The sequence below is a fragment of the Methylobacter psychrophilus genome, assembly GCF_025583945.1.
Classification (GTDB): domain Bacteria; phylum Pseudomonadota; class Gammaproteobacteria; order Methylococcales; family Methylomonadaceae; genus Methylobacter_C; species Methylobacter_C psychrophilus.
In genome coordinates this window covers 47,813-68,376 of record NZ_JAOEGU010000002.1, presented here as the reverse complement: position 1 = coordinate 68,376, position 20,564 = coordinate 47,813, and the positions used below count along the sequence as shown (strand labels likewise).

16 protein-coding genes are annotated in these 20,564 nt (G+C 42.9%); 5 read left to right on the top strand and 11 right to left on the bottom strand.

Annotation, left to right across the window (positions count from 1 at the left end; all coding sequences use genetic code 11):
• Positions 1–15 precede the first annotated feature (15 nt).
• Together N7974_RS01365 and N7974_RS01360 are read left to right on the top strand one after the other, a co-directional pair.
• Positions 16–819 (top strand): ferritin-like domain-containing protein, encoded by an 804-nt coding sequence (locus N7974_RS01365; RefSeq protein ID WP_262963917.1) that lies wholly within the window; start codon positions 16–18, stop codon positions 817–819.
• Positions 816–1,991 carry an NnrS family protein gene (locus tag N7974_RS01360; protein WP_262963916.1) on the top strand — a complete coding sequence of 392 codons (1,176 nt, stop codon included), beginning with the start codon at positions 816–818 and terminating at the stop codon, positions 1,989–1,991. Before N7974_RS01365 ends, N7974_RS01360 begins: the two co-directional genes overlap by 4 nt.
• Before the next feature lie 50 nt (positions 1,992–2,041).
• On the opposite strand, the gene N7974_RS01355 is transcribed toward N7974_RS01360, so the two are convergent.
• A complete protein-coding gene (locus tag N7974_RS01355; RefSeq protein ID WP_262963915.1) occupies positions 2,042–3,517 on the bottom strand; it encodes a succinate CoA transferase in 1,476 nt (491 codons plus the stop codon).
• Between N7974_RS01355 and N7974_RS01350 the strand changes: the two genes are divergently transcribed.
• Positions 3,499–3,666: a hypothetical protein gene (locus N7974_RS01350; protein WP_262963914.1), complete on the top strand. Its 168-nt coding sequence runs from the start codon at positions 3,499–3,501 to the stop codon at positions 3,664–3,666. The two genes, N7974_RS01355 and N7974_RS01350, sit on opposite strands and share 19 nt — an antisense overlap.
• Before the next feature lie 96 nt (positions 3,667–3,762).
• On the opposite strand, the gene scpB is transcribed toward N7974_RS01350, so the two are convergent.
• The 3 genes from scpB to scpA are packed head-to-tail and all read right to left on the bottom strand — an operon-like array spanning position 3,763 to position 7,696.
• Positions 3,763–4,557, bottom strand: a complete 795-nt coding sequence (gene scpB, locus N7974_RS01345) for a methylmalonyl-CoA decarboxylase (RefSeq protein ID WP_262963913.1) — start codon at positions 4,555–4,557, stop codon at positions 3,763–3,765.
• Entirely contained in the window at positions 4,554–5,561 is a 1,008-nt protein-coding gene (gene meaB, locus N7974_RS01340; protein ID WP_262963912.1) for a methylmalonyl Co-A mutase-associated GTPase MeaB, read from the bottom strand. The genes scpB and meaB overlap by 4 nt, the downstream gene beginning before the upstream one ends.
• Complete coding sequence (gene scpA / locus N7974_RS01335; RefSeq protein WP_262963911.1) at positions 5,558–7,696, bottom strand: methylmalonyl-CoA mutase; 2,139 nt, start codon at positions 7,694–7,696, stop codon at positions 5,558–5,560. Before scpA ends, meaB begins: the two co-directional genes overlap by 4 nt.
• An 864-nt stretch (positions 7,697–8,560) precedes the next feature.
• On the opposite strand from scpA, the gene N7974_RS01330 reads away from it, so the two are divergent.
• Positions 8,561–10,849 (top strand): putative bifunctional diguanylate cyclase/phosphodiesterase, encoded by a 2,289-nt coding sequence (locus N7974_RS01330; RefSeq protein WP_262963910.1) that lies wholly within the window; start codon positions 8,561–8,563, stop codon positions 10,847–10,849.
• Positions 10,840–11,718: a phosphate/phosphite/phosphonate ABC transporter substrate-binding protein gene (locus N7974_RS01325; RefSeq protein WP_262963909.1), complete on the top strand. Its 879-nt coding sequence runs from the start codon at positions 10,840–10,842 to the stop codon at positions 11,716–11,718. The genes N7974_RS01330 and N7974_RS01325 overlap by 10 nt, the downstream gene beginning before the upstream one ends.
• A 284-nt stretch (positions 11,719–12,002) precedes the next feature.
• Here the strand turns inward: N7974_RS01325 and N7974_RS01320 are convergent, their stop codons facing one another.
• The 7 genes from N7974_RS01320 to N7974_RS01290 all read right to left on the bottom strand — a co-directional run bounded on the left by N7974_RS01320 (position 12,003) and on the right by N7974_RS01290 (position 20,564).
• Positions 12,003–12,335 (bottom strand): DUF2956 domain-containing protein, encoded by a 333-nt coding sequence (locus N7974_RS01320; protein WP_262963908.1) that lies wholly within the window; start codon positions 12,333–12,335, stop codon positions 12,003–12,005.
• 216 nt (positions 12,336–12,551) lie between these two features.
• The gene (locus N7974_RS01315) at positions 12,552–15,122 is read right to left on the bottom strand and encodes a chemotaxis protein CheW (RefSeq protein WP_262963907.1); all 2,571 of its coding nucleotides are present in this window, start codon (positions 15,120–15,122) and stop codon (positions 12,552–12,554) included.
• Positions 15,123–16,042: 920 nt separating this feature from the next.
• Positions 16,043–17,260 (bottom strand): flavodoxin-dependent (E)-4-hydroxy-3-methylbut-2-enyl-diphosphate synthase, encoded by a 1,218-nt coding sequence (gene ispG, locus N7974_RS01310; RefSeq protein WP_243221396.1) that lies wholly within the window; start codon positions 17,258–17,260, stop codon positions 16,043–16,045.
• A 112-nt stretch (positions 17,261–17,372) separates the two neighbouring features.
• Entirely contained in the window at positions 17,373–18,062 is a 690-nt protein-coding gene (locus N7974_RS01305) for a (5-formylfuran-3-yl)methyl phosphate synthase (protein ID WP_262963906.1), read from the bottom strand.
• Positions 18,059–18,622: a DUF447 domain-containing protein gene (locus N7974_RS01300; protein WP_262963905.1), complete on the bottom strand. Its 564-nt coding sequence runs from the start codon at positions 18,620–18,622 to the stop codon at positions 18,059–18,061. Before N7974_RS01300 ends, N7974_RS01305 begins: the two co-directional genes overlap by 4 nt.
• Entirely contained in the window at positions 18,622–20,010 is a 1,389-nt protein-coding gene (locus tag N7974_RS01295; protein ID WP_262963904.1) for a DUF6513 domain-containing protein, read from the bottom strand. Before N7974_RS01295 ends, N7974_RS01300 begins: the two co-directional genes overlap by 1 nt.
• Positions 20,010–20,564, bottom strand: a complete 555-nt coding sequence (locus N7974_RS01290) for a flavoprotein (protein WP_262963903.1) — start codon at positions 20,562–20,564, stop codon at positions 20,010–20,012. Before N7974_RS01290 ends, N7974_RS01295 begins: the two co-directional genes overlap by 1 nt.

Below are 20,564 nucleotides of genomic sequence, written 5' to 3'. Positions count from 1 at the left end.
CGTAATCTATCAATAATGAAAAATATATTTAAATTTGCCGAAGCGTGTTTACTTCAAACCACTATAGACGAAAAACTGGCATTGACCCATCAGGCTTGGCAAACTCTGGAAAACGGTCAATTAAGCCTTTTATCTGAACAACCGGCATTGCCGATTGAACAGATAACGTTTCCTGACCGACCGATATTATTGCCGCCACGCGATATGCCCAAACGAAAGTTCGGCAGTACCGAAGGTATTGCAGCCTTCTTTCACGCCATTACTCATGTTGAATTTATAGCAATTTATCTGGCCTGGGATATGCTTTATCGTTTTCGCGGCCTGCCCGATCAATTTTATCAGGATTGGCTCCGTGTTGCTGATGAAGAAGCACAGCATTTTGAATTACTCAGCAAGCATTTGCAAGCCATGCAGATTAATTATGGCGATTTACCCGCCCATAACGGCTTGTGGGATCATGCCACGGATACCGCTGATGATTTACTGGCCAGATTAGCGATGGTGCCACGGTGTATGGAAGCGCGTGGACTGGATGTCACGCCTGCTGTCATCACCAAATTTACGCACTTGGGTGATAATGCCAGCGTCGCCCTATTAAACCGTATTTTAACCGATGAGGTAGGTCATGTAGAACGTGGATCATACTGGTTTAAATGGGTTTGCGAGCAACAAGGACTTGAACCTGAAGCTAAATATCGTCAGTTAATAAAACAATATTATAAGGGCGGCAAGCCAAAAGGCCCTTTTAACAGAGAAATGCGTATAATTGCAGGCTTCTCAAATGCTGAGCTGGATTGGCTGGAAAATACAACCCTATGAATACACATAAAATTTTTGACACCCCTCTTCTAGGCTTGGGATTTAGAGTTTTCTTTGCCTTGGCCGGATCATCGGCACTTATTTTAATCGTGCTTTGGAATGCTATTTTTAAAGGCACCTTAAGCGCTGAAAATTATTTTTCCAGCAGTTATTGGCATGCCCATGAAATGCTGCTGGGTTATTCCGTTGCCGTTATTGCCGGATTTTTATTAACCGCCGTTAAAAACTGGACAGGCAAACCCACGTTAACGGGCGATAAATTAGCGGGCTTGGCTTTGCTATGGCTGTATGGCCGGATATTGCCCTTTTATGCCGGTTTATTGCCGGATGCTTTTATTGCCTTGATTGATTTTGCTTTTCTGCCCGTTCTGGCTTATCAAATCAGCAAACCCATTATTCAGTCCAGACATTTCAAAAGCCTGGTTTTTATCGGCCTGTTATTGCTATTAACTTTGGGTAATGCTTTGATACATGCCCAAATGCTGGGATTATGCCAAAACACTGCATGGATCGGCATTCAACTGGTCGTTGCCATTATCATCATCATGATTCTGGTCATTGCCGGCAGGGTATTTCCGTTTTTTACCGAACGCGGTTTACATGGCACGCTGATCATAAAAAATCCGTTACTGGATGCTTTATCCATTGGCTCTGCCCTCGCTGTTTTTGCTTTGCAGCTATCAGCGGTTTCAGGCATGTTTTTAGCACTAACAGCCATTTTCGCTGTGGCAGTCAATAGTGCAAGACTCGCTGGCTGGTATGTCCAACGTATCTGGTATGTACCATTGTTATGGATACTTTATACCGGTTATGCCTGGATTATACTGGGCTTTATATTAACCGCACTGTCTGCCTATTCCTGGGTATTACCCTCGTTGGCCCTGCATGCGTTTACTCTTGGCGGCATCGGTGTATTAACGTTGGGAATGATGGCCAGAGTATCGTTAGGCCATACCGGCCGTGCTCTCAGAGTATCAAATGCCATGGCTGTCGGATTTGTATTAATTAATGTCGCCGCCTTGCTCAGGGTGTTGTTACCGCTCGCATTACCCAACTGGTACAACCTGATTATTTATGGCTCAACGCTATCCTGGCTGGCGGCTTTTTCTTTGTTTATGTTTGTCTATGCACCCATTTTAACCAGCGCACGAAGTGATGGGCAAGAAGGTTAAGCCCAATACTATTGACCTAAACTGTTCGCTGAGCGGAGCCGAAGCGGACATTACAACATACTGCCGGTTTCCAGAAACTTGATATGCATATCAAACGCATGATGTAAATCATGCGGTATGTGACCAGGCTTACAAGTAGATAAATACCGATACAGCGCATCCTTATACATCGGGTGCGCACAATTTTCGATAATGACTTTAGCCCGCTGGCAGGGCGACAGGCCTCTCAAATCAGCAATACCTTGCTCGGTAATAATCACCTTGACACTATGCTCACTATGATCAACATGGGCACACATAGGCACAATCGATGATATTCTGCCGCCCTTGGCTATCGAAGGGGCCATAAAAATGGACAGATAAGCATTACGCTCAAAATCTCCACTACCACCGATACCGTTCATTAAATCAGAACCTAACGCGTGCGAAGAATTGGCATGACCATAAATATCAAATTCCAGACCCACATTCAAAGCGATTACACCAAGACGCCTGATCAACTCAGGGTTATTTGAAATTTCCTGCGGCCTGAGAACAATTTTATCGCTAAAAAAGTCCATATTATCAAAAATAGTTTGCAGTTTATCGGGCGTAATCGTCAAACTGGACGCACTGGCTCCAATAACCTTGCCACTCAAAAGCAAATCAACAACCGAGTCTTGCAGGACTTCGGAAAATAGGGTGAATTTTGGAATATCGGGGTTTTTACCCAAGGTATTCATCACGGCGTTATTGATATTACCGACCCCACTTTGAATCGGCAAAAAGGCTTCGGGGATGCGCCGCAAGTTAAGCTCATTGAGTAAAAATTTTTCGACATTGTGCGCTATCTGTACAGAGGTCTCATCATTTTTTGTAAATGCTTCAATCTGATCTGGCTGATTGGTTTCGACAATACCCACTATTTTAGAGGCATCAACCTGCACATAGGGCTTGCCTATTTTATCCATCGTGCCATAAAGTGGAATAACCGGACGTTTGGGCGGACCGGGCAATGTGACGTTATCGGCAAACTCGGTAATTCGTGAGGAAAAATAACTGTTTCTTTCAATAATTATTTTTTTTGCATGCTCCAAAAAAGTGGGCGAATTGCCAATGCCCGACGTCAGAAAAACACGGCCATCGCTGGTGACATCAACCGCTTCAATCACTGCCACGTCTATCTCACCAAAAAATCCGGCACGTAACATTTGCGCAACCTCACCAAGGTGCATATCAACAAATTCAACTTCATTATTGTTAATGGCTTTACGCATACCTGATGCCGACTGATAAGGGGCACGCCATTTAATGCATTTTGCAGCCGCCAATTCGTCATCAGCTTGAGCACTCACAGAAGCCCCGGTAATCAAACGTATGGCAAAGTCTTCGCCTTTTTCATGTAAAGATCTGGCTCGCTGAGCCAAGGCTAATGGCAACACTTTTGGAGATCCGGCGGCAGTAAACCCGCTAAAGGCAACCATGTCATTATTGTTGATAATGCTGGCTGCTTCTTCCGGGGTTAATAGTGAATATTGGGTCATCATTTGATCCTGTTACTGGTAAGGAAAGCGCAACAAATAGTCCGCCACCGAATGTCGTTAAGTTAAGCGCCTCTTGGGAAGATAAACCGTTGGTTGAGCTCCGTCCACTGAGCGCCATTGGTCGAACTCCGTTGGCTGAGCGAACGGTTTAACTTAGTGACATTGATTCCCCACAAATTCACCGATTAAATCTGTTTATAATCGGTGGTAATTATTGCAGGGGTATTTGTGGCGAGTTACCTAAGACCTTATTTTCCAATGAAATTGGGTTTTCTCTTCTCAAAAAAAGCAGTCAATCCTTCGCTATAATCAAGACTGTCATAAACGTAGCGTCTAAGCCCTTGAATCCGCTCAAACTCATCCGGATTAATGGCATTTGCCTCACACAGGACACGCATTTCTTCTTTGATTACTTCGATGGCAAGCGGTGCTTTTTCACAGATCAACCTGGCAATGGCAAGAGTTTTAGCTTCCAACTCATCATCCGGAACACTATGGTTCAATATACCAATCTTTAACGCCTGTTCAGCAGTAATCGGAGTCGCGGTAAAAATAACTTCTTTCATTACATGTAAACCCGCATCGCGAATTAAATTATGAATACCCACAACATTATAAGGAACACCCAAGTTTACCGGCGTCATGGCAAAAGTGGATTTATCGCTGGAAATAACAATATCGGTACTCATGATCAATTCAAAAGCGCCGCCCCAGACACTGCCTTCAATCATGGAAATAACCGGTTTCGGATAGCGCTGAATGGTGCGTGTGAGAATGCGCAAAGGATCTTGATAGCTTAGCGGCAATGGATCGCGCTTGGCTTTTGGCAACTCACTGATATCATGACCAGAGGAGAATACTTTGCTGCCCTTGGGCGCTCGCAGAATAACACAACGAACCTCCGGAACATTTAAGTCTGCCAATGCTTTTAAAATATCTTGAATAAAACATTCGCTCAACGCATTCAATTTCTTTATATAATTAAACTCGATAATAGCGACCCTGTCTTTGAGTTCAACCTTTACAAATTCATAGTGATTCATTTCAAAACGTCATAAGTTAATTTTTCGACAATGTATTGACTAACAGTCTCTACGGCGTTTCGTGGAGAAAGCTGATTACTCTCCACACGGGCTTTAGCTTTACTATATAGCTCTTTAATATCCTGAGTGCTATAAATCATATTGATTACATTTTCCTCAATTTGCTGTTTCATCCAGCGTATATTTTGGCTTTTCCGTATTGACGCTACGACTCCATTAGGCTCCATAGTGGCATAAAATCTGTCCACGACATCCCAAATATTTTTTATTCCCGCATTATCTCTTGCGCTACAGGTTAATGCCTGTGCCTGCCATTGACTATATTTAGGCTTTACTATCTGCAACGCATTTTTAAACATACTCCGGGCAATTTCAGCCATCGCTTTATTATCGCCATCGCACTTGTTGACAATAATTAAATCCGCGACTTCCATGACCCCTTTTTTAATACCTTGAAGCTCATCGCCTGCCCCGGCAATTTGCACCAGACAGAAAAAGTCGACCACGTTAGCCACCTCAATTTCAGACTGACCCACACCCACCGTTTCAATAAATACAACATCAAAGCCCGCCGCATCCAAAAGAAAAGTCAGCTCTCTGGTTCTTCGGCTGGTCCCGCCCAAATGCCCGCCGGAGGGAACAGGACGGATAAAGGCGTTATACTCTCTAAGCAAAGTCGTCATTCTGGTTTTATCGGCAAGAATACTACCGCCACTAATACTGCTGCTGGGATCAATCGCAATAATAGCTACTTTTAAACCACTATTAATCAAATACATACCCAACACTTCCAACAGCGTGCTTTTGCCGGCACCCGGAACACCGGTAATACCGATTCGCCTGGCTTTGCCCACCAACGGCATTACTTTATCGATAATCTCGCCCGCCAGTTTATAGTGCTTGGGGTGCGTACTCTCAATGATGGTCATGGCCCGGGCAAGAATGGCTCTATTGCCATTTAAAATTTCTGCGACGATTTCATCGGCACTCATCGCATTAATCATTCTTGGTTCAAAAGCTCCATCGCTTCACGGACACACTTGATCATCTGCGTTCCCGGACCATAAATTTTGGCTACACCACGCTCCAGCAAATAATCGTAATCCTGTGGCGGAATCACCCCACCGACAATCACTTTAATATCGCCACGGCCAAACGCCTGCAATTGTTTAATCAACTCAGGTACCAGCGTCTTGTGTCCGGCAGCCAGAGAAGACGCGCCCACAAAATGCACATCATTTTCTACCGCCAGTTTGGCAATTTCTTCCGGTGTCGAAAACATCGGACTCAAATCAACATCAAAGCCAAAATCAGAGTACGCACTGGCTATCACTTTTGCACCACGATCATGTCCATCTTGCCCCATCTTGGCAATCAAAATCCGTGGACGCCGACCCTCGTTGTTAGCGTAATCATCAACCAACTGCTTAACCTCGTCAAACTCACAGGCTCCTTTTTCACTGTTATGATACTCTCTGGAAATGACACCCGTTACACACTCACTAGGCACCAAGTAACGACCAAAAACAGTTTCCATCGCATCAGAAATTTCACCCAGAGTAGCGCGAACACGAGCCGCGTCGATAGCTGCTGCCAGCAAATTACCACCCTCTTTGGCAACAACACGAATTTTCGCCAAAGTCTCTTTAACATCGGCACTGTTACGGGCGAGCTTAATCTGCTGCAAGTTGGCAATTTGCTCTTCGCGAACTGCTTGATTATCAATTTCCATAACATTAACGGCTTCTTCTTTTTGCAACTTGTACTTATTGACGCCCACAATGACACGTTTGCCTTGATCAATCAGCGATTGCGTTTCTGCTGCCGCCTCTTCAATCATATGCTTGGGAATCCCCAGCTCAATGGCTCTGGCCATACCGCCTGCAGTATCGATTTGGGCCATAATCTTGCGGGCTTCCTGAACGATGGTATCCGTCAGCGCTTCAACATAGTAAGAGCCGGCCAATGGGTCAACGGTGTTACAAATCTCGGACTCTTCTTGCAGAATAATCTGGGTATTACGGGCAATGCGGGCAGAGAACTCGGTTGGCAAACCCAGCGCTTCATCAAAGGCATTGGTATGCAAGGATTGCGTTCCACCCAGCGTTGCCGATAAGGCTTCAATGGTCGTTCTGATAATATTGTTATAGGGATCTTGCTCGGTTAAACTCCAACCAGAGGTTTGGCTGTGAGTACGCAGGGCCTTGGATTGCTCATTGCCACCAAACTGTTCGACTGCATCACTCCATAGGAAACGGGCTGCACGCAGCATGGCCACGTTCATAAACAAATTCATGCCTATGCCAAAAAAGAACGAGAGACGCGGCGCAAAATCATCAATTTTCAGACCGGCCTTGATGGCAGCCTTTATATATTCAATACCATCGGCAATAGTAAATGCCACTTGCTGAACACAGTTCGCACCCGCTTCACCCATGTGGTAGCCACTGATACTAATCGTGTTATAACGGGGCATATTGTTTGAACAATATTCAATTATGTCGGAAATAATCCGCATCGAGGGCGTCGGCGGATAAATATAAGTATTACGGCACAGATATTCCTTCAAGATATCGTTCTGAATCGTACCGGTTAATAATGCTTGTGCCACACCTTGTTCTTCTGCAGCAACAATATAAAAGGCTAAAACCGGGATAACGGCCCCGTTCATGGTCATGGAAACCGACATCTGATCAAGAGGAATCTGATCAAACAACACTTTCATATCTTCAACGCTATCAACTGCTACGCCAGCCTTACCAACATCGCCTTCTACACGGGGATTATCGGAATCGTAGCCACGATGAGTTGCCAAATCAAACGCTACAGAAAGACCTTTTTGGCCTGCAGCCAAGTTCTTGCGATAAAAAGCATTGGATTCTTTGGCAGTGGAAAAACCGGCATACTGCCTGATTGTCCAAGGTCTGGCGGTATACATGGTAGCTTTCGGGCCACGGACAAAGGGAGAAATACCCGGCAGGGAATCAATGGTTTCTAAATTTTTAATATCTTCAGAGGTATAAAGTGCCTTGATATCAATACCTTCCAAGGTCTTGGAAACCAAATCATCGACAGTCTTACCCATTCTTTTTACTTCAGAGTTAGCTAATTCTTTCCACTGATCCAATTTCTCATCCATTTTATCACTCCGTAAGTATCGTCAATTTATCTAATAAATGCACCACCGCTTAAAAAGGTTAGAAGCCATGATTTTCGTCAACCAAAACAAAAAACCAGAACGCTTTCCAATAAAAAACACTCAACCCTCTAACTCAGGAAGAAAGATACCATATTTATATAGTGGATAAAGAAAAAGTTTCTTTATCCACTATAGCTAATAATGTGGATAGCTGGGCATTATGGTGAACCTTAATTTTAGATGATACCCAAGCATAAATATACCCAAGTAGCGCAGGATTTTTGTTGGTATTCAACGATGTTACGAACAGCTATTTACTATTCATGATTACCCGTCATTGTCGATTTGACAATATAGTCAATCATTTGATTTATAATATAATTCTCTTGATGATGTGGATAGCAGACAGGTCTGTTTGTGACTAGTAATCAAGATTATAAGTTTCTGTAATGTTCCATGTAACTACCTATAATTCTATTAACATAGTATAAAGCTACTATAAAGCCAGGCTACGAATTGTGAATCCAAACTGGACCTTGTTACCGGCAGCAGTCTACAAGGAAGATATAGTCATAATTTCCAGTGAATATCTGGTTGGTATCTAAAGCTATTACTTAAAGTCACATCACAGTAACCATCAGACTTAAACACTACCTAATCGTGACAAACTGTCAATCTTTTTCACAAGCCCTTGAAAGACTTTACAGAATGTTGGAGCCTGTCATTGCTAAAATTCATAATTTTGTAATATCCATGCTGTATTATGAAAGCTTTGCAAAAACAAGGTTGCAAATGTTCAGATCAATTTCAGGAGTATTTGGCAAACTATTTTTATTTGGCCCTCACAATAGTTGGAGGCGTTTAATGCTCGGAGCGGCAAGCCTGTCATTACTAATGCTTCTGGCAATTTGGTTATACATATTACAAAGCATTGAAAACCAAGAACGATTAGTAATTGAAAACACAAAATCTTTCCAGCATAACCTGTCAGCAACTGTTTCTGAAAATCTCAACCAGTTGCTTGATCGAGGAAAACTCTTCAGCGCCTTTAGCTCTCAATTACTGGAAAATCAGCAAAACACCCTTACCCAAACCCGAATAACTGCCATGCTTGGCACTGATCAAGCCTTCAACCGAATTGAAATTTATGATCGGCATGGTCAAAAGATCTTCTCTTCCGCTCCGTCACTACCTGATGCGACATTAAATAATGTCATTCAGCAAAGGCTGGCAATTGACATACAGAATGTTAAGTCTGGAATGGTTTTTGGACCCATACCAAAAACACTTTCTGATGCGTGGCAAATCCCCCTGCTTTATCTCGTCAAGGATAGCCGCGAAGAAAATACTGGTGTACTTCTTTTGGTCCTAGACCTTGGTTATCTTTTACGCCTTAATCAAAACTTGGCAATGAGTATGACTGAGATCATCAATATTGTGAGAGATGATGGCCAGGAAATTGCCCGTGCCAGTATAGCCGGGCTTGAATTTGGTGGGAGTGCATTGATAACATCAAACATTACCACCGCCAACTCGACAAACCCTTTCGTTCATTTTAAGCCACTTTTTCAAGATCAAGTTTCTCGCATAATCACTTACCAGCATTCAGACCGGCATCCCTTCTCTATTATTGTAAGTCAGGAAATCAATGAGATGTTGAAGAGTTTCAGAGAGAAAAAAAGAGAAGCGCTACTGCTGGTATTTTTTTTAACGATGGTGGTTATCATCTCCATGATATTAATTGCGTTTGCTATCCAGCGAAAACAGCGAGCCTTCATGGCATTGGTTGCATCAGAAATTGATAAAAACGAACTTATCTTGAAACTCCATGATGAGAAGCAAAAAGCTTTCGATCTGGCAGAAACTGATTACTTGACCGGCCTTTATACCCGAAACAAATTCACAGAATTAGCCAGCAGATATCTAATTAATGCAAAACGTAACCGCTTGCATTATGCCGTATTATTTATTGATCTGGATCGGTTCAAGGCAATCAACGATAGCTTGGGCCATCACGTAGGTGATTTACTTTTGCAAACCGTTGCTACCCGGCTTCAATTAACGCTACGCAAGACTGATGTGATTGCGCGCTTTGGCGGGGATGAGTTTGTAATCTTGCTAACCGGACTACAAAATGAAAGTGATATCACTGGTGTAGCTAAAAAAATAGTTGAAACGGTAAGCCAACCCTGCATTGACTTGGCGAGTCATGATTTACAAATTTATCCCAGTGTTGGCATCGCCATTTTTCCACGTGATGGTAATGATATGATTGCTCTTATGAAAAATGCAGATTTGGCCATGTACCAATCCAAACACTCCAAAAACCGCTCCTATACATTCTTTGATGCCAGCCTTAATACTGAAAATATTCTTGAGTTCACTTTAGATCAACATTTTTCTACGGCAATAAAAAATGGCGAATTTGTATTACATTTTCAGCCGAAAATTGACCTTTCTTCATATCAAATTGTTGGGCTTGAAGCCTTGGTGCGTTGGCAGCATCCTGAGCACGGACTAATATTTCCGAATACTTTTATCCCTTTGGCAGAAAATACCGGGCATATCATCGAACTGGGAAACTGGGTGATAGAAGCCAGTTGCCGTCAAATTTCCGCATGGAAATCTGCAGGGATACCAATCGTACCAGTGGCAATCAATGTTTCCGGGCAACAGCTTAAAAGCGATACACTCGCTAAATACCTTACTCAATGCTTGGACCAATATGGTCTTGAATCAAAGTATCTACAGATAGAATTGACGGAAAGTAGCCTGGTAGAAAACATTGAGACGGCTAAAACCATCCTTAATCATATAGCAGATTCTGGAATACATATCGCCCTTGATGATTTCGGTACCGGTTTCTCCAGTTTGGGCTATATAAAAAATTTGCCCATCCATACTATCAAGATTGATCGAAGCTTTATCTCAAACATTCGCAATAGTCACGACGATGCGGTGATTGTGACGTCTACCATTGCGTTAGCTCATAACTTGGGGATGCGGGTCGTTGCTGAGGGTGTCGAAACCAGCGAACAGTTGGTCTATTTGAGAGCATCGGGCTGTGACGAAGTACAGGGTTATTTTTTCAGTCGCCCTGTCCCTGACAATGCAATAAGGCAATTATTAATCAAGGAGAAACTATGCCCGTGAAGCACTTTTTAATCCTTACCCTGGTTCTGGTGTTTGTTTTTCATATACCAGTGGCGCAGGCGGAAAAATGTAGTAACCCTAATCCATTGCATTTTTCTTTTATGACCAAGACAAACACAATCGAACAAGCGCAACATTATCGATCTTTACTAAATTTTATGGAGAAAAAAATTGGTCGGAAAATTGAAATCATACTACCCACCTCATACGACACAGCAATTGAAGGACTGCTATCGGAACAGATTGATTTTGCCGAAATGGGTCCGGCAGCCTACGCGCAGGCCAAGCATCGGGATTCATCAATTGAAGTATTTGCCACTTATGCCCGCCCTCAGGGTACCTTTAATGAAGAAGGCGTAAATTACCATTCACTGCTTATCGTCAAAGCCAACAGCCCATACAAAGACATCAATTCGTTGGCAAAAAAAAAGGTTAGCCTTGTTGATCCTGCTAGCGCTTCAGGCGCTTTAATTCCACGAGTGCTTTTTTCCAGGAATACCGGCATGCCATTGGAAGACTTTTTTGGCGGCATTGTGTATTCCGGATCACATGACCGATCTGCTCAAAGTGTTCTAAATGGACATACCCAAGCCGCTTTTGTATCCAGCGCCCTTCTGGATGAAAGCATTACTCAAGGTATGTTCAACCGCAATGATTTTAGAGTACTATGGAAATCCGCACCCATCCCTAATGAACCAACGGTATACCGCAACAAGCTATGTAGCAAACTTAAAGAACAAATTCGATCGGTATATTTTAATAGTGGGGAGGAAATCGCACCTTTACTGAGTAAGTTGAAAGCTGAAAGATTTGTCCCGGTTAATGATAAGGATTACAAAATTATTTTGGATATGTCGACTCTCCGCTAATTCTCCCCCCCCCCTTCTCAATAGACCCCAAGTTTGGTTAGGCGATAGTCATAATCCAACACATCAAACAGGCAGATATCAGCTTACACTATCGCTCCTGCATTACTCGCCATCACTTTTCCTGACGAGATTCTAGCTTCCACTATCGTTAAGTACCTCCTGCATATTTCAGTTGTAACCGAGACTACGGGCTGAATAGAGACACTTTCAGCCATTTCAATATTGACTGATTGTGCAGACCTGTTTTTCAAATTTCGATAAGCGAATGTTCATCAATCTTGAATTCAAATGAGAAAGTAAATACCTATGCCCAGCCATGTCAAAAACAGTAGCAACCAAGGTAGCCAATGCTGCTTATAAACTACGTTTTCTTGTATTTCATGAATATCCGACTCAATTGATGATTCCTTTTGACGTGATATTTTATTGAGTTTTCTGCTCAAGTCTCTGGCTTTTTCTTTTTGCTGTTTTTTGTAGAGATCAATGCCTTTTTGAACACCTTGAGCAACCAGCTTGGTCTGTTCTTTGGTTTGAACCGGGCGTTGAATTCCCTTGGCTATTTTCAACGCTTCCTCTTGAGTTTGCTGCGATGGTTTTTGATAATTATGTTTAGTCATGACGGCTTTTAATAATGAAGGCTTTTTTAATTATACTGCGTCCGGCATGGTCACGGATGTAGATAATCAGATCTGCCGGCATTCTGTTACTAATAAGCCCCGTTTTCATAATCTCATTATCATTTTTTGCTTAATAAAAGAACACATGAATTATGCATTTTTAAGCAGATAAGCAGACTCATTATTGGTAAATAACAGGCCGGTAAAAAAATGTAGTTATCGTTTACGGGCAGCATCAAGAATCATGTTCTGATCCAATATAATCAGTATCTTGCTGGAGCCGTTGCTGTCCGGGATATTAGCTAATGATTTTATATAGCCACCGTCTTCACCAAGCAGGCCGTTAACTGGCTGGATTGCTGTTTCTTCAAAAGTAGCAATGGCATCCAACTCATCAACCAATAAACCAATTTGGCCATTTTGGGTACGAATTATGATAACGGCACCCGTTGTTTTTTCTTGCCGATCCTGTTCAATGGGCATATTGGTCAAAATTCTGCCGTCAATGACTAGCAGCGGCATTTTTTCGTTGATCCCCTCGGAGCTATTATCGCAATACATAACGCTGCCGATAATATAAGACTTTGTACCGGGCAGAGTTTTGATCAGCGAAACATCTATCGCTTCCAGGACATCAGCGGCAAAAAAGGCATAGATTTCAGAACCAATATAGAATGTTGCCAAATCGATAACTTTACCGGTAACTGGCTCCGGCGGATAAACGATGATTTCACGTTGATTGGCTTCTGTCTCTTCGATCTGTTCACCGATAGGAATAAACACGAAAGCGACGACATCATTATGATAATCGCCGGTTGTTTTAAATTCACGATAGCCACCCGATGAGTAACAGCCAACAGCATAATATTTTTTGTTATACAGTAGTATTTTGGATTTCCCTTTGCCTTCTTTCAGCTCTAAAAGCTCAGGATCGACACTAAAAACTTGACCATTATTAAAGCTGGGGTCTCCGGTTGAGGCAATAATACGACCGCTGGGGCGCTCCACAAATAACCCAAAAACGCCGGGTTCATCAGGCAAGCAATCATCAAGCATGTGTTTAAATTCGGGCGTTGAATCAAAAACAAGACCGATACCACCAACAACTTTATCCATATCATCAATATGTCGGATAGCGGCATTGTAAATATAGGTAGAATTCCCTTCATACAGCCAGGAATCTTCAAAACTGGAAACCTTGTATTCTTGCGGTGAGCGCAAGGAAAAACTCTCCTGCGCATAACCTGCATCTACCTGTCGCCCGACGGCAACCACCGGATCATTATGCAAATTGGATTCAGCAATGACCGTCCCTTTCATATCATAGATAACAAGGCGCGTGTAGACCGTGTACAGCTTATTGATATAAGAAAGAATATCGGTAATTTTTGCCTTATCATCAGAACGTAGATCGCCTGACGACATAATACGCCGAATTTCTGAAGTCAATGCCCACCAGCGACAATCATTGCTGCGCTCATACAGATTGCGATCCATTATATCAATCATAAGCCGTGCAATAGATTCGGCATTACGAAGTTCCGAGGTAATCATCGTGGTATGTAACTTACTACTGGAATCGGCAAGTGCTTGAGCCGTACGCGCGCCCATCGAGCGTATTTGTCTTAAAATGGCTTTGAGCGAGATGATATTACCATGCTCGTTAGTCGCCATAACTTGACCGTTCCAAATTACCCGATGCAAAAACAAATTAATATCTTTGGCAGCACCAGCAATAACGCCAGACTGCTTGGGGTACAGGGAATCTCCATGGCGAATAATTTCGGCATTAACTTCCTTGTCAGCAGCAGAAGGAGTAAATGCCGACTGTAATGGAATCATCGCATGTCCATACCATTCTTGGCCGGCATAACCTTGATAGGGTCGACCTCTATGCGTTACCGATAAATATTCACGCCCGGCAAAGTGAGTCACGCCATAGTCATCACCTTCTGGAACCGCTTCAATGACTCGGCCAATCGGCACATGGTCAGGGTCACTCGTCGCAATCACGACAGAATTGGCATTTAAAAGCAGCATGGCAGCTTTGTCGCCTCTCTTTTGCAAGCTGCGAAAGATGCCTTCCATCTCGTTATCAAAACGGAATGACAAACACAAAACGCCAATCACCGAATCATCAGCCGGATCGACTATTCTTTTTGAATATATAAGAGCCCGGTCTATATCAGGCCGGAGTTCGGTTTTGCCAAAGGATTCAACATAATCTTCGATTGAGTGTAAGGTCTCACGAATAATCGGGTCGGAAATATTTTGATTAACTATTGCCGTGTTACGATCAAGTCTGGCGAGTATACGACTGTCGGTGTCCAGAATAATAATGTCATCGTATACGGTATATTTTGAGCCGTATTCGTCGAGTAATTGATTAATCATCGACAAGTTTGCTCTTTCGCCTTGTACCGTAGTATTTACAAAATTACATATATCGGCATTAGTCGCCAGAAAGCCAATATCCGCAGTCCGTTCATAAAGGTTACGAACCAAAATATCTATCGATACTTGTGCTTTGGACTCAAGTTCAAGACAGGTTTTTTTAATCTCTTCCGAAACCAGTTGACCGGTTAATTTACTTTCAAGATCACGAAAGCCGTTTTTTGTTGCCTCCATCGCAGGCAGTATGGAAGCAGCTTCTTTAGGGCAACTAATTTCCGCAATCGATGAAATCAGCCCCCAAGTACCATTCAAGTCCCGGAGAATTTCCTTGCACTGCGCAATGCTGCGTATATAAGGGGAGAAAGTTTCAAAGCGCTCATTTTCAGATTGCATCTAATTAATCCTTGTTAAAATGTTAAAAATAAAATGAGGCATTGACGAGATCCTGTAGATGTTTCGATAAATAATTTTCAAGCCGTGATGGCAATTATCATGCAGTAATTTGAAAATTTTTATAATGGAGTAATGAAGAAGGGTTTTAAGAAATAATGTAACGTAAAACTTGGCTTAAAGAGCTTGGTAGATCGACAATAATTGAAAAATCAGCACAGCCAGCAGTACAAAAAAGCATATCAACCTTGAATATCTGTAACAATACAATGAGTTGGTTAACACTTTTTTCTGATTATCAACTTTCAGCAAGGAACGGTAACTTCAACTTTAGCCCTATGATGGAATTAAAGCATAAGTTATGCCAAAATTTTATATATGTATTTATATTTAAAATAAATGAATAAATACAATTTATTGCGGGGATTTTACAGGGTGGTATCTATTAATAGTAACCACTGGCTTTAATACCAATTAATACCTCGCCCTAATAAAGTGCAGTGCAATACCTATTTTGCACCAAATAAGAATAAATCAAACTATTTACTTATAAAACAGTAACTTGACTGCCGGAAGGACAACGCTTTGTGGCATCTGGCTGGAGGGTGTCTTGCGTGAAATTATGAACAAGATAAAAAGCTGTCAACCAAGACGGGGAGACATTGGTTACACTCGTTTCAAAGCTGCAGTCTGGAAACGAGAACAGCGCCATGGTTTACATTAAGACTGCATGTATGCAGAAGCTAACGAGACTGTGAAAGTATTATCAAAAAACAGATTAAAAACATTATTATCACAAAGCCACGAAGTAAATGTTAAAAACTTCGTGTCCTTCGTGGTGAATTTTTTTATTTTGTACAAAAAACGAATACTTTCACAGCCTCTAACCGATATTTATCAGCTTCCCAGCGCAAACTACCAAATTATGCGGCGTAATGCGATTCTATATAGCGTTGAACTATTTCCTGAAATTCTTCAGCAATTCTATCGCCTTTAAGCGTGACTGTTTTTTCACCATCTTCATAAACAGGCGCTACCGGTGTTTCGCCGGTACCCGGCAAACTGATACCGATATTGGCGCTTTTACTTTCACCCGGACCATTAACAACACAACCCATAACGGCAACTTCCATCGTTTCAACACCAGGATATTGCGTGCGCCATATCGGCATTTGATCGCGCAAATAGGTTTGAATATCCATCGCCAGTTTTTGGAAATAATCACTGGTGGTGCGACCGCAACCGGGGCAAGAAATAACCATCGGCGTGAAGGATCGAAAACCCATGGTCTGAAGAATTTCCTGGCCAACAATCACTTCCTGGGTTCTGGAGGCGCCGGGCTCGGGTGTTAGCGAAATACGAATGGTATCACCGATGCCCTGCTGCATTAATACCGATAAGGCGGCCGCTGACGATACGATGCCCTTGGAGCCCATACCCGCTTCGGTAAGACCCAGATGCAAGGCATAATCACAACGACTGGATAAATCCTGATAAATATTAATCAGTTCCTGTACGTTACTAATCTTGCAGGAAAGAATAATTTTATCTTTTCCCAAACCGATTTCTTCTGCCTTGGCGGCACTTTCAAGCGCCGATAAAACGATTGCTTTACGGATTATGGCGGGTAAGGATTCAGGGTGTTTTTGGAGCCGGTTATCATCGAGTAATCGGGTTAATACCGACTGATCCAAACTACCGCCATTAACACCAATACGAACGGGTTTGTTATATTGGCAAGCAAATTCAATCATTTGCTGAAATTGTGGATCACGACTTTTGCCACGACCTACATTACCGGGATTGATGCGATATTTATCGAGAGCTTCTGCACAATCAGGATACTTTTCCAGTAATTTATGACCATTAAAATGGAAATCACCAACGATAGGAACAGAGTAACCTTTTTGCGTTAAGGTGTTGCGAATCTCGGCAACGGCTTTTGCCGCTTCCTCTGAATTGACCGTGATACGAACCATTTCAGAACCTGCGGTAGACAGTTCTATAATTTGATTAACGGTTGCTGACACATTAACCGTGTCGGTATTAGTCATTGATTGAACAACGATAGGCGCACCGCCGCCGACTTTAATGTCGCCGACTAAAACTTGATGGGTAATTTTTCTAAGGCTAATTGACATAGTCCAGATCTTTTAAAAAAGTTATAGTTATAAATAAATTATACGTCATACCGGTTAATGAGCAGAGTTAAATTGTCTGGCGCTTAAACAAATCACCTCTAAAGTAACAGCTTCACTCAATACCGGTAGTTTTTATGCACTGTTTTACCTGAAAAACAGCCGGTTTATTTAACTCGCCAACCCGGTCATGTCCCTGACATAACGCACCTCTAAAACCGAGATAATCCGCGTTATAAAGCATGAGCTCGGGTATATCAGACAGCCGCAGTGAGCCGGCCAGTCCACAAAGTAATTGCAAGGTTTTGGCTTTCGTAACAAATTGCCCAAGCTCAGCTTTTGTCATCAGCGTAGTTAATGAGCCTTTCTTTTTGTCCATGGTATCAAGCATAACGCCGGTAAAACCTGCCTCTTTCAATAATCCGATAATGGCAAGATCAGGTTGTGTGTCGGCAAATAACACAGCAATCAAAGCATGGTTTTGCCCGGTTAATTCAGACAATTTATTAACGGTTCCCGTCCAGTCATCGCCCGGAAAAAAGCCGATTTTTATATAATCGACACCCGTTTCAGCCATCGCCTTTACGGCATTAAAAACGGAATCCGGCTGCATGGGCAAATCACCAATGGTTGCACTCACCGGGCAACGACCGGCAATTCCGGCAACAATCAGTTGAACATCAGTAACGTCCAAAGCACCTAATGCGCCCAAAGCAGGTTGTTTAAGATCAATAATATCAACCTCCGCACTCAACACCAGCAAGGCTTCTGCCAGACTATTTACACTGGCCAGCATACCGGTCATAGCTTAATCTCCGCTTTAAATTTTTCGATAACATCCATCAACCACCCCCATGCTTCCACTTCTCTGTCTCCTGCTGTTTTTTCAAAACCGATACGCAGATAGTCTATTTCAGCGTCTATTTTTTCTATCGGCAACCACGATAACCGGCTGATTAAAATAGCCGCTTCCAATACTGAATACTGGGCACGGTTAAAACCCATAAAAGGCGCATGATTAACGATATGCACGGCTTTACAAAATAATTTTGGCCGAACGGAATCATCTTCAACGCGCACCAGTTCAATCTCGGTATGCGCCAAGGCACATTGCAGTACCCGTCCATTAATTTTTTCTGCGGCCATCAATGGCCAGTCCCTCCGCCCTGTTAAACAACCGGCAAAAATACGCACATCATCGCAGTAATTAAGCACGGCAGTTTTGCTTTCCAGCAGATTATCGAGAGTTGTAGAAGGGCGAAAAGGGAGGACAATAATTTCATCGCCGTTGACATGTATGCCCATCGGTGCAATGTGCGACAAGCCTGAATTATTCAGGGTGGTAACTATAGTTTCTTGAATCATCAGGATTTTTGTAAAGTAGTTCCGGCAGGTTTAAAGCTGTGCAAATCAACAGTTTGTTCTGCTTGGTCAGTGGCACAACCCCAGTTAAGCGCTTGATCCTGCGTAAACCGTTTACCCAATTGCCAGGCAATTTCAGCACGAGCCAGTTCAACACCTAAATAAAAAGCATGGCCGCCGTCACTGTCAACGTGCAGCTTGGGAAATAAATCAAACGGATCGGTCGCACTATGCAAACCATCACGATTAAAAATATGCAAACCTTCAGCGCTGGTTTGAATGCGAAAACTGGGATCTCTAATTTGTCCGGCAAGCTCCCTGATTTCTTCCATCGAATAAGGAAAAGGCGAAATTTCATGCAAAGCCATTAAGCCGGGGTCAATATGTTTGGGCAAGGCATCGTTTTCTTTGGCCGCAAACAATATACGCCGCGCCAGATCCGCTTCTTTAATAGCCCGGCAAGCATGCTTGCTGACTTCTGTCGCCAAAATATTATTAATATCAAGTTCAGAACAAATACCCAGCAACAAAGTATTCATACCCGTCGTATCGGCGTGGGTCAATTCGGTAATATTACCCACCCCCATCATTATTTCTATATCGGGATATTTTTTTCTGACATCGTGATAACGCACAATGGATTGCGTGAAGCCAAAATGCAGCGGATCTAAAATCGGATCAACGATAAAGGCCCGATTCTTTGCCTGCATTACCTTAATGGCTCTATCCAGTGAAGCTAGGTCTTCATGTTTTTCGGGAATGATAATTGGCGTCGCCGCCACTTCATCAGCAATCCACAACGTGCTTTCATGCAAACTGAGCATATAATCAGCTCCCGCTTTGGCACCTCTGAGTAAATCACTGGCCTCCAAGGAATCGATACTGACGGTAAAGCCTTCCTGTTTCAAGGCCTGAATGATGTCTTCCATATGCGGAAAGTCAGTACTGGGTAAACAACCAATATCAATAACGTCAGCGCCATTTTTTTTATAGTAATGGGCGCGTTTAACTACCTCGTCAACACTCACGTTGGGTGCATCGACAATTTCAGCAAATATTTTGACGCTGTAACGACTTAAATCGTGCTTTTGTGCGGCTTTGCCAAAATATTGCGGTAAGTCTTTAAGTTCTTCCGGTCCACGCTCTATCGGTAAACCCAAGGTTGTTGACAAGGCTTCCAAGTTACCCCGGCAACGTCCGGGCACAATAATCTGGTCAGCGCCAAAAGTGTCTGTCAACCTGCGCCCGATCATATCTGCCGTCATTAATGCCGCGACTTTAAGCCCCAATTGATGCACAGTGTAGGTAAATTCCGGCTGCATTTTTTCCAAGATATTACGCAGCTGTTTTTCCGCCAGTTTACCAGTAAGAAAAAGGATGTGTTCGCTCATTAAACGTCTCCCGCTTTGGCAATAAAAGCCAGGCGCTGTTTAACGGTAAGGATCAATTCATCAACACTTTTAACTATGCTGGTATATTCAAAAGTACTTAACTTATCGGTACCTTCCAAATCGATTTTACGTGGATAAACCATTACTTTTTTACCCCCTGGCGCCGTAGTTTCCATTTCCGGTGCAATATCGCACGGATACACAATACTCGGTACACGGCATTTACCCGCTTGGGAATATAAATTGGTCACCAGAGAATCGGCAATCCCCAGCACACACTTGGCCACCGTATTTGAAGTCGCCGGAGCCATCACAAAGGTATGGTAATAACCCTTGTAAAAATGCCCAACGGGCGGTGACGATGCTGTTTTATCGCGGTATACAGGCATTTTTTCACGGATTTCGTTAAGATTAAAACCGTACATTTTTATCACCTCCTCCGCCGCCTGACTAAGATATAAATCAACATTATCAAGGGTAAGCAGGAAATTGAGGCATTCTTCTATATAATGACCGGAGCCGGTAATGGCCCAAGCCAGTCGTGGTTTATTCAT

Excerpts from the sequence above, each read along its gene's own strand:
- N7974_RS01365 (WP_262963917.1), top strand. The coding sequence starts at position 16 with ATGAAAAATATATTTAAATTTGCCGAAGCGTGTTTACTTCAAACCACT.
- N7974_RS01360 (WP_262963916.1), top strand. The coding sequence starts at position 816 with ATGAATACACATAAAATTTTTGACACCCCTCTTCTAGGCTTGGGATTT.
- N7974_RS01355 (WP_262963915.1), bottom strand. The coding sequence starts at position 3,517 with ATGATGACCCAATATTCACTATTAACCCCGGAAGAAGCAGCCAGCATT.
- scpB (WP_262963913.1), bottom strand. The coding sequence starts at position 4,557 with ATGAATCACTATGAATTTGTAAAGGTTGAACTCAAAGACAGGGTCGCT.
- meaB (WP_262963912.1), bottom strand. The coding sequence starts at position 5,561 with ATGATTAATGCGATGAGTGCCGATGAAATCGTCGCAGAAATTTTAAAT.
- scpA (WP_262963911.1), bottom strand. The coding sequence starts at position 7,696 with ATGGATGAGAAATTGGATCAGTGGAAAGAATTAGCTAACTCTGAAGTA.
- N7974_RS01330 (WP_262963910.1), top strand. The coding sequence starts at position 8,561 with ATGCTCGGAGCGGCAAGCCTGTCATTACTAATGCTTCTGGCAATTTGG.
- N7974_RS01325 (WP_262963909.1), top strand. The coding sequence starts at position 10,840 with ATGCCCGTGAAGCACTTTTTAATCCTTACCCTGGTTCTGGTGTTTGTT.
- N7974_RS01320 (WP_262963908.1), bottom strand. The coding sequence starts at position 12,335 with ATGACTAAACATAATTATCAAAAACCATCGCAGCAAACTCAAGAGGAA.
- N7974_RS01315 (WP_262963907.1), bottom strand. The coding sequence starts at position 15,122 with ATGCAATCTGAAAATGAGCGCTTTGAAACTTTCTCCCCTTATATACGC.
- ispG (WP_243221396.1), bottom strand. The coding sequence starts at position 17,260 with ATGTCAATTAGCCTTAGAAAAATTACCCATCAAGTTTTAGTCGGCGAC.
- N7974_RS01305 (WP_262963906.1), bottom strand. The coding sequence starts at position 18,062 with ATGACCGGTATGCTGGCCAGTGTAAATAGTCTGGCAGAAGCCTTGCTG.
- N7974_RS01300 (WP_262963905.1), bottom strand. The coding sequence starts at position 18,622 with ATGATTCAAGAAACTATAGTTACCACCCTGAATAATTCAGGCTTGTCG.
- N7974_RS01295 (WP_262963904.1), bottom strand. The coding sequence starts at position 20,010 with ATGAGCGAACACATCCTTTTTCTTACTGGTAAACTGGCGGAAAAACAG.
- N7974_RS01290 (WP_262963903.1), bottom strand. The coding sequence starts at position 20,564 with ATGAATAAACCACGACTGGCTTGGGCCATTACCGGCTCCGGTCATTAT.